We start from the raw sequence: 7,264 nt of genomic DNA, 5'->3' as shown, positions 1-7,264 counted from the left end.
AGCCAGCTCCCACAGGGTATTGGGCCAGCCTATGTCACCTTGGCTTGCCCCAACAAAATCTCGGCCGATCATTGCACCCAGCCCTGACCTGGACATTGTGGGAGCTGGCTTGCCAGCGATGGGGCCGGCTTGAGCGATGAGGTTGTCAGGCCTGGCCAAATCGCTGGCAAGCCAGCTCACACAGGGATTGGGCCAGCCTATATCACCTTGGCTTGCCCCAACGAAATCTCGGCCGAACACTGCACCCAGCCCTGACCTGGACATTGTGGGAGCTGGCTTGCCAGCGATGAGGCCGGCTTGAGCGATGAGGTTGTCAGGCCTGGCCAAATCGCTGGCAAGCCAGCTCCCACAGGGACCGCGGTGAGTCAGATCAACCCGCCCTGCTCGTCTTCATCGATCAGGTTGTTCAGGCCGCCCAGTGCCGCCCGCGCGGTGTTGCGGTTGAGCAGCTTGGCCTGGGCGCCTGGTGGCAGGTCGGTGATGCTGATCACACCCTTGGTGGTCAGCACATCGATCAAGTCCTCCAGGACCCGGATCATGTCCAGGTCACTCTGTTTGAGCTGCTTGAGGCTGTTCTCCACCACATCGTCGGCGAACCACTCCAGGACCTCGGCGTGATCGGCCGGCAGCATTTCCGTGGCCTCGGCAAAGGCAACCGCTTCGACCCGGAGTAACTGGCCCGCCGCATCGCGTTGCACGTAGAACATGGTTTTACCTCGTCTCGTCGAATCCATCTCGTCAGCAGCTTAGGCCAGGCGCGCAGCGCGCGGCGCATGAGTATGCTTGGCCGCGACGCATCAGGCAAAACGGCTGTCGTCCGCCGGCTCCGCAGAGCCGGCGTCGGAACCGCTGTCAGCTGTTGTTGTGGTCGATCTTGATGGTTGGATCCGCACCGCTGATCAACGAGTTGATCGAGGTATTGGACCAGTTCACCCCTTCCAGCTTGATCGTTACGTCGGCATTGGCGATGCCGCCGCTTGCGTTGAGCTTGCCTTCACTACTGACCTGCAGGGTCGACTCGCCGTTCACCGTGGTGATCTTCAGGTAATTGTCGATGGTGCTGGCCTTTTCGCCCTGGAGCAGGTCGCTCAGGTCGAGACGGTCACCTTCGGCCGGCTTGAAGTCCTTGATAATGTCGTTGCCGGTATCGCCCGCCCGCCAGATGAAGGTGTCGGAACCCGAACCGCCGGTCAGGGTGTCGTTGCCCTTGCCGCCGAACAGCAGGTCGTTGCCTTCGCCACCGAGCAGGGTGTCGTTACCGGTACCGCCGAGCAGGATGTCATTGCCCTTGCCGCCATCGAGCGTGTCGTTGCCGCCCTGGCCGAAGAGAATGTCGTTGCCGTCGCCGCCGAACAGCTTGTCGTCGCCATCGCTCGTGCGCGAGATGTCGAACTCGCTGATGTGCTCGGTGACGTACTGGTGCATGGTCTTGCTGTCCACCGCGCTGACATCGATGCCCTTCTGCTGTGCAACGTAGCTTTGCAGGGCTTCGACGCCGTTGCCGGACACGGTCGGGAACAGGATCAGGTCGCCGAACACGATGTCGTTGCCATCGCCGGCATTGACCGTGTCGTTGCCCGGCAGGGTCGCCTCGGTGTGGCCGAGGATGGCGTTGGCCAGGTTGTTGGCGTCGATGTTGGTTTGCGGCACACCGTCGGAGTCGTATGGCTTCAGGTCGCTGGTATTGATGTCGCTGCCGATACCGATGGCCTCGATGTTCGGCGACAACGCCTTGAGTACCGCGAAGGCGCTCTTCGAGTTGTTGATGGTGTCGGTGTCGGCATAGCTGCCCTGGCCGGCCAGGCTCGACAGCTCGTAGGTACCGTCGCCCTGGGCATGCAGGGTGCCGCTGAGCGACGAGAACCAGCTGCCGTTCTTGTACAGGTTGAGGTTGCCGCTGCTGTCGATGGTCAGGTAGTTGTTGTTGTCCAGGTTGGTATTCACCACCTGGCCGATCTTGTAGTTGATCGACGACAGGTAGGTATCCATCGTCAGGTTGGCCTTGCTGCCGCTGTAGGTGATCAGCGTCGGGTTCACCCGTTCGCCGGTCTGGTAGTAGGTCGGCTGGCCGTCGGTAATGAAGAAGGTTTGGTTGGTCGCGGTGACACCGGCGTTCTTCAGGGCCTGGAACCAGTTCGCAGTGGTCTTGAAGGCGTCCTCGTAGTTGGTGCCGCCGTTGGCCGACATGGACGTCAGGGCGTTTTTCAGGGTCTGCAGCGCGCCGCTATCGGCCAGGTTCACCGACACGGTGGATTTGACCTGGGTGGCGAAGTCCACCAAGAGGATGTTCACCGTGCCGGAGCTGGCGCCCTGAACGCTGTTGGACAGGGTGGTGAACACCGACTGCAGGGCTTTCTGCGCCGCGTCCACCGAGTCCTTCATGCTGCCCGAGGTGTCGACGATGAATGCCAGGTTGTAGTTCTGCCCGGCGACCACGTGCAGGCCGTTGATGTCGGCGGCGATGAGGTCGTTGCCGTCGGTACCGGTCCAGGTGTCGCTGTCGGCGGTGGCGTTCACCGCTGTGGCGTAGGTGTCGCCATACACCGTGACCTTGATGCTGCCCGGCGTGGTGGCGCTGCTGCCGTTGACGCTTTCGGTGGCGATGGCGCTGACCGACACGTTGAAGGTCCCGGAGTAGTACGCCGGTGGCTTGATGGTCAGGGCGTTGAGGTTCCAGCCGGTGACGTCTACCAGGGTGCTGCCCACGGCGACACTGTGGCCGGCGTTGTCGCTGATTACCGAGCCGGCCGGGATGCCGCCGAGCTTGACCGCCAGGGTTTCCGAGCCGTCGGTGTCGGTCAGGGCCGAGCTGATGCCGACCAGCTTGACCGTGCCGTTCTCGCCGCCTTCATTGAGCTTGTAGCCGTCGTAATAGCCCTTGCCGCCGCTGCCGTGCAGGTCGGAAACGGTGACGCCGGCTGCCGCCAGGGCTGCCACGCTCGGGTAGAGCGCGGTGCCGGCCTGACTGACGTCGATGGTCGCGCCGCCGTTCACCGAGAGGTTGACGTCGTAGCTGCCCGGGCCCGCCTGGTTGTAGTGGTAGATCTCGACGGTGTAGTAGCCGCTCTTGGTCGGGGTAAAGGTGCCGTTGAGCTGGCCGCCGGCGCCCCAGGTGGTGCTGGCCACGTCCTTGCCGCCCACCACCACTGCCAGGCTGTCGTCACCGGTACCGGTGAATTTGTAGGTGCTGCCGGCCTCCATGTACATCAGGCCGGACGTCTTCGAGGCAACGCCCGCCGTCACCGAGGTTTCCGCCGCGTTGGTGGCGATGGTGGTGGACTGCGCCTTGCCGGCCGCCGCGTCGATCACCGATTTCAGGGTTGCGGCATTGGCGCCGTTGCCGTCGGTGCCCAGGCCCGACAGCCCGGTGTAGATCTCCTTGGTCAGGCCGATCGAGGCCACGGCGTTGCTGCCGATGGTCAGGGTCGGCTGGTCGGCGACCGGGGTGATATCGACTTTCAGCGTGGCTTCGTTGCCCATGTCCTTGCCGTCGTACGGCTTGAACTTGATCTGCGCATAGTCGGCCTGCTGGTTGCCCACGCCGGAGCCGCCGTTGGCGCTGATGCCCGACTGGTTGGCCTGCGGCACGAACTTCAGGTTGCCCGCATCGATATCGGCCTTGCTGAACACCTTGCCGGCATCGGCGGCGGTCAGGGTCTTCCAGGTTGCCCCGTCCTTGTATTGCAGGGTGCCGTTGGCCGGCAGCTGGGTGATGGTGATGCCCAGCGCGCTCGGCAGGTTGTCCAGGTCGCTGACGCCCAGGCTGGACCAGGTCAGGGCCAGGTCGGTGTCCTCGGTGCCGGTGATCTCGCCACCGGCGGCGGTCGGTGCATCGTTCATCGGTACCACGTTGACCGTGGTGGTAGCGACGTTCGAGGTATTGACCCCGTCCGTGACCGTCACGGTGATGACCCGCGGTGTGCTGCTTGGGTCATCGCTGGTATTGATGAAGGTGATGTTCTTCAGGCGCTGGATGTAATCGGCGATCGACGCCGGGCCGCTAAGAACCAGGGTGACCTTGTCGTTGGTGCTCACCGCATTGATGCTGATGCCTCCCACGCTGTTGCCCAGGTTCAGCGCATCGCCGGCCATGCGGTTGGTCAGGGTCACGGTGGCCCCGGTCATCAACGTGCTGTCGTAGTCGGTGATGTTCAGGTCGATATCGCCGATGGACACGCCGGCGCCCGGCTGGCCTTCGGTGAAGGTCACCTGGTAATCGGCACCGGTCGCACCGCTGGAGTTGTTGGCGTCCAGGTCCAGGACCGGTGCCGGTTCGAAGATCGAGGTGGTCACACTGCCCTGGGTCGGGCTGACCACCACGCTCTCGAAGTTGCCGCCGGTGGCCGAGTCGATCTTGACGGTGAACTGTTCCGTGCCTTCGGTCACCAGGTCCTTGATGGTCGGAATGGTGAAGTCGGCCTTGCTCGCCCCGGCCGGGATGGTCACGGTGGTCACGCCGGTGTAGTCCGAGCCATTGGTGGCGGTGCCGGAATAGCTCAGCTTGACGGTGACCGCCGACTGCGACGGGTTGCTCAGGTTGATGGTGTAGCTGCCGGTCGCGCCCTCGGCCACCAGCGTGCTGCCGCTGATGCTGATGGTGGTCGGGGTATTGGTGTCGGTGACCTGGGTGACCGCTGGCGTGGCGTTGTAGGCCAGGTTCTCGAAGCCGCCACCGCTGGCACCGGTGATCTTCGTGCTGATGCTGCTGGCGTCGATGTACGGGGTGTCCGCCGGCGCCGGCAGGGTGATGCTGCTGGACAGCTGGTCCTTGCCGATAACGATGGTCGAGCCGTTGGACAGGGTCACGGTTACCGGCGACGCTGCCGGGTTGGTCAGGGTCGCGGTGTAGGTGATCTGCCCGCCTTCCTGTACCGAGCCGGTGGCGCTGAGGCTCACGGTGGTGGTGTCGATCGGGCCGTCGGTGACCGTGGTGGTGGTCGTGCCGGAGGCCTCCAGTTTCTCGAAGTTGCCGCCACTGACGCCGGTGATGCTGTTGGTCAGCGTCGGGTTGCTAGTGTACGGGTTGTTCGGTGCGGTGTAGTTGACCGAGCCGCTGGTGGCATTGACCGGGATGGTGATCGACTGGCCGTTGGCCAGGCTGATGACCAGCGGCGCAACGGTCACCGGCGAGCTGACGGTAGCGGTGTAGACCACGGTACCGCCCTCGATCACGCTCGGGGTTGCACTCAGGGTCACGGTGCTGGTGTCGATGGTATCGGTGACCGAGGTCACGGCCGGAGCCGAGCTGACGTTGACCTTCTCGAAGTCGCCGCCTGTGGTGGCGGTGATGCTCGTGCTGACGTTGGTGGCATCGACGTACACGCTGTTCTTCGGCGCATCGACGGTCACCGAGCCTTCGCTCAGGCCCTTGGCGATGTTGATGGTCGAGCCGTTGCTCAGGGTCACGGTCATCGCCGAGCCGGCCGGGTTGGACAGCTTGGCGGTATAGGTGATCTGGCCGCCTTCCTGCACGGTGTTGGTCGCAGTGAGGGTGACATTGGTGGTGTCCAGGTTCGACGGGCTGTCGGTCACCGTAGTGGTGGTCGTGCCCGTGCTCACCAGCTTCTCGTAGTTGCCGCCGGTCATGCCGGTGATGCTATTGGTCAGCGGTGTATTGGTGGCATATACATTGTTCGGCGCGACGTAGGTCACGGTACCGCTGGTGGCATTGACCGGGATGGTGATCGACTGGCCGTTGGCCAGGCTGATGACCAGCGGTGCCACGGTCACCGGCGAGGTGACGGTGGCGGTGTAGGTGACCACGCCGCCTTCGACCACGCTTGGCGTGGCGGTCAGGGTCACGGTCGAGGTGTCGATCGTATCGGTGACCGCCGTCACGGCGGGCGTGCTGCTGATATTCAGTTTCTCGAAGTCGCCGCCACTGGTGCCGCTGATCGTCGCGCTGACATTGCCGGCGTCGATATACACGCTGTTCTTCGGCGCATCGACGGTCACCGAGCCTTCGCTCAGGCCCTTGGCGATGGTGATGGTCGAGCCATTGCTCAGGCTGACGGTCATTGCGCTGCCGGCCGGGTTGGTCAGCTTGGCGGTGTAGGTGATCTGCCCGCCTTCCTGGACGGTGCCGGAGGCGGTCAGGCTGACCCCGGTAGTGTCGAGGTTGTTCGGGTTGTCGTTGACCACAGTGCTCGGCGCACCAGCGGTCACCAGCTTCTCGTAGTTGCCGCCGGTCACGCCGGTGATGCTGTTGGTCAGCGGCGCGTTGGTGGCGTAGACGTTGTTTGGCGCGGTGAAGTCCACCGAGCCGCTGGTGGCATTGACTGCAATGGTGATCGACTGGCCGTTGGCCAGGGTGACGACCAGCGGTGCCACGGTCACCGGCGAGCTGACGGTGGCGGTGTAGGTGACCACACCGCCTTCGGTCACGCTTGGCGTGGCGGTCAGGGTCACGGTCGAAGTATCGATGGTGTCGGTGATGGAGGTAATCGCCGGAGTGCTGCTGACGTTGACCTTCTCGAAATCGCCGCCGCTGGTGCCGGTGATGGTGGTGCTGACGCTGGTGGCATCGACGTAGACGCTGTTCTTCGGCGCATCGACGGTCACCGTGCCCTCGCTCATGCCTTTGGCGATGGAGATGGTCGAGCCATTGCTCAGGCTTACGGTCATGGCGCTGCCGGCCGGGTTGGACAGCTTGGCGGTGTAGGTGATCTGGCCGCCTTCATCCACCGACGGTGTGGCGCTCAGGGTGATGTTGGTGGTGTCCAGGTTCGACGGGTTGTCGTTGACCACGGTAGTCGGGGCGCCGGTCGATACCAGCTTCTCGAAGTTACCGCCGGTCATGCCGGTAATGCTGTTGGTCAGTGCCGTATTGGTGGCGTAGACGTTGTTCGGTGCCGTGAAGTTGACCGAGCCGCTGGTTTCGTTGACACCGATGGTGATGGATTGGCCGTTCTGCAGGCTGATCACCAGCGGGGCCCCGGTAACCGGCGAACTGACGGTGGCGGTGTAGGTGACTACGCCGCCCTCGGTCACGCTCGGCGTGGCGCTGAGGGTCACGGTCGAGGTGTCGATGGTATCGGTGACTGCGGTTACGGCTGGAGTCGAGCTGATCGCCAGCTTCTCGAAATCGCCACCGCTGGTGCCGGTGATGGTGGCGCTGACATTGGTGGCGTCCACATAAACACTGTTCTTCGGCGCATCGACGGTGACGGTGCCTTCGCTCAGGCCCTTGGCGATATTGATCGTCGAACCGTTGCTCAGGCTGACGGTCATGTCGCTGCCGGCCGGGTTGGTCAGCTTGGCGGTA

The 7,264-nt window shown here is 63.7% G+C and carries 2 protein-coding genes; both read right to left on the bottom strand.

What is annotated here, in order from left to right:
• Positions 1–365: 365 nt before the first annotated feature.
• Positions 366–707, bottom strand: a complete 342-nt coding sequence (locus N7650_RS27690; RefSeq protein ID WP_009407649.1) for a hypothetical protein — start codon at positions 705–707, stop codon at positions 366–368.
• Between the two features lie 145 nt (positions 708–852).
• A complete protein-coding gene (locus tag N7650_RS27685; RefSeq protein WP_347815661.1) occupies positions 853–7,254 on the bottom strand; it encodes an immunoglobulin-like domain-containing protein in 6,402 nt (2,133 codons plus the stop codon).
• Positions 7,255–7,264: the final 10 nt, after the last annotated feature.

This window comes from Pseudomonas sp. GD04058 (assembly GCF_029836855.1).
Lineage (GTDB): Bacteria > Pseudomonadota > Gammaproteobacteria > Pseudomonadales > Pseudomonadaceae > Aquipseudomonas > Aquipseudomonas bharatica.
The sequence above is the reverse complement of the archived record's forward strand: the minus strand, read 5'-3'. Positions and strand labels throughout refer to the sequence as shown.

Bases quoted from the DNA above. Each gene is read 5' to 3' on its own strand.
- N7650_RS27690 (WP_009407649.1), bottom strand. From the start codon at position 707: ATGTTCTACGTGCAACGCGATGCGGCGGGCCAGTTACTCCGGGTCGAA.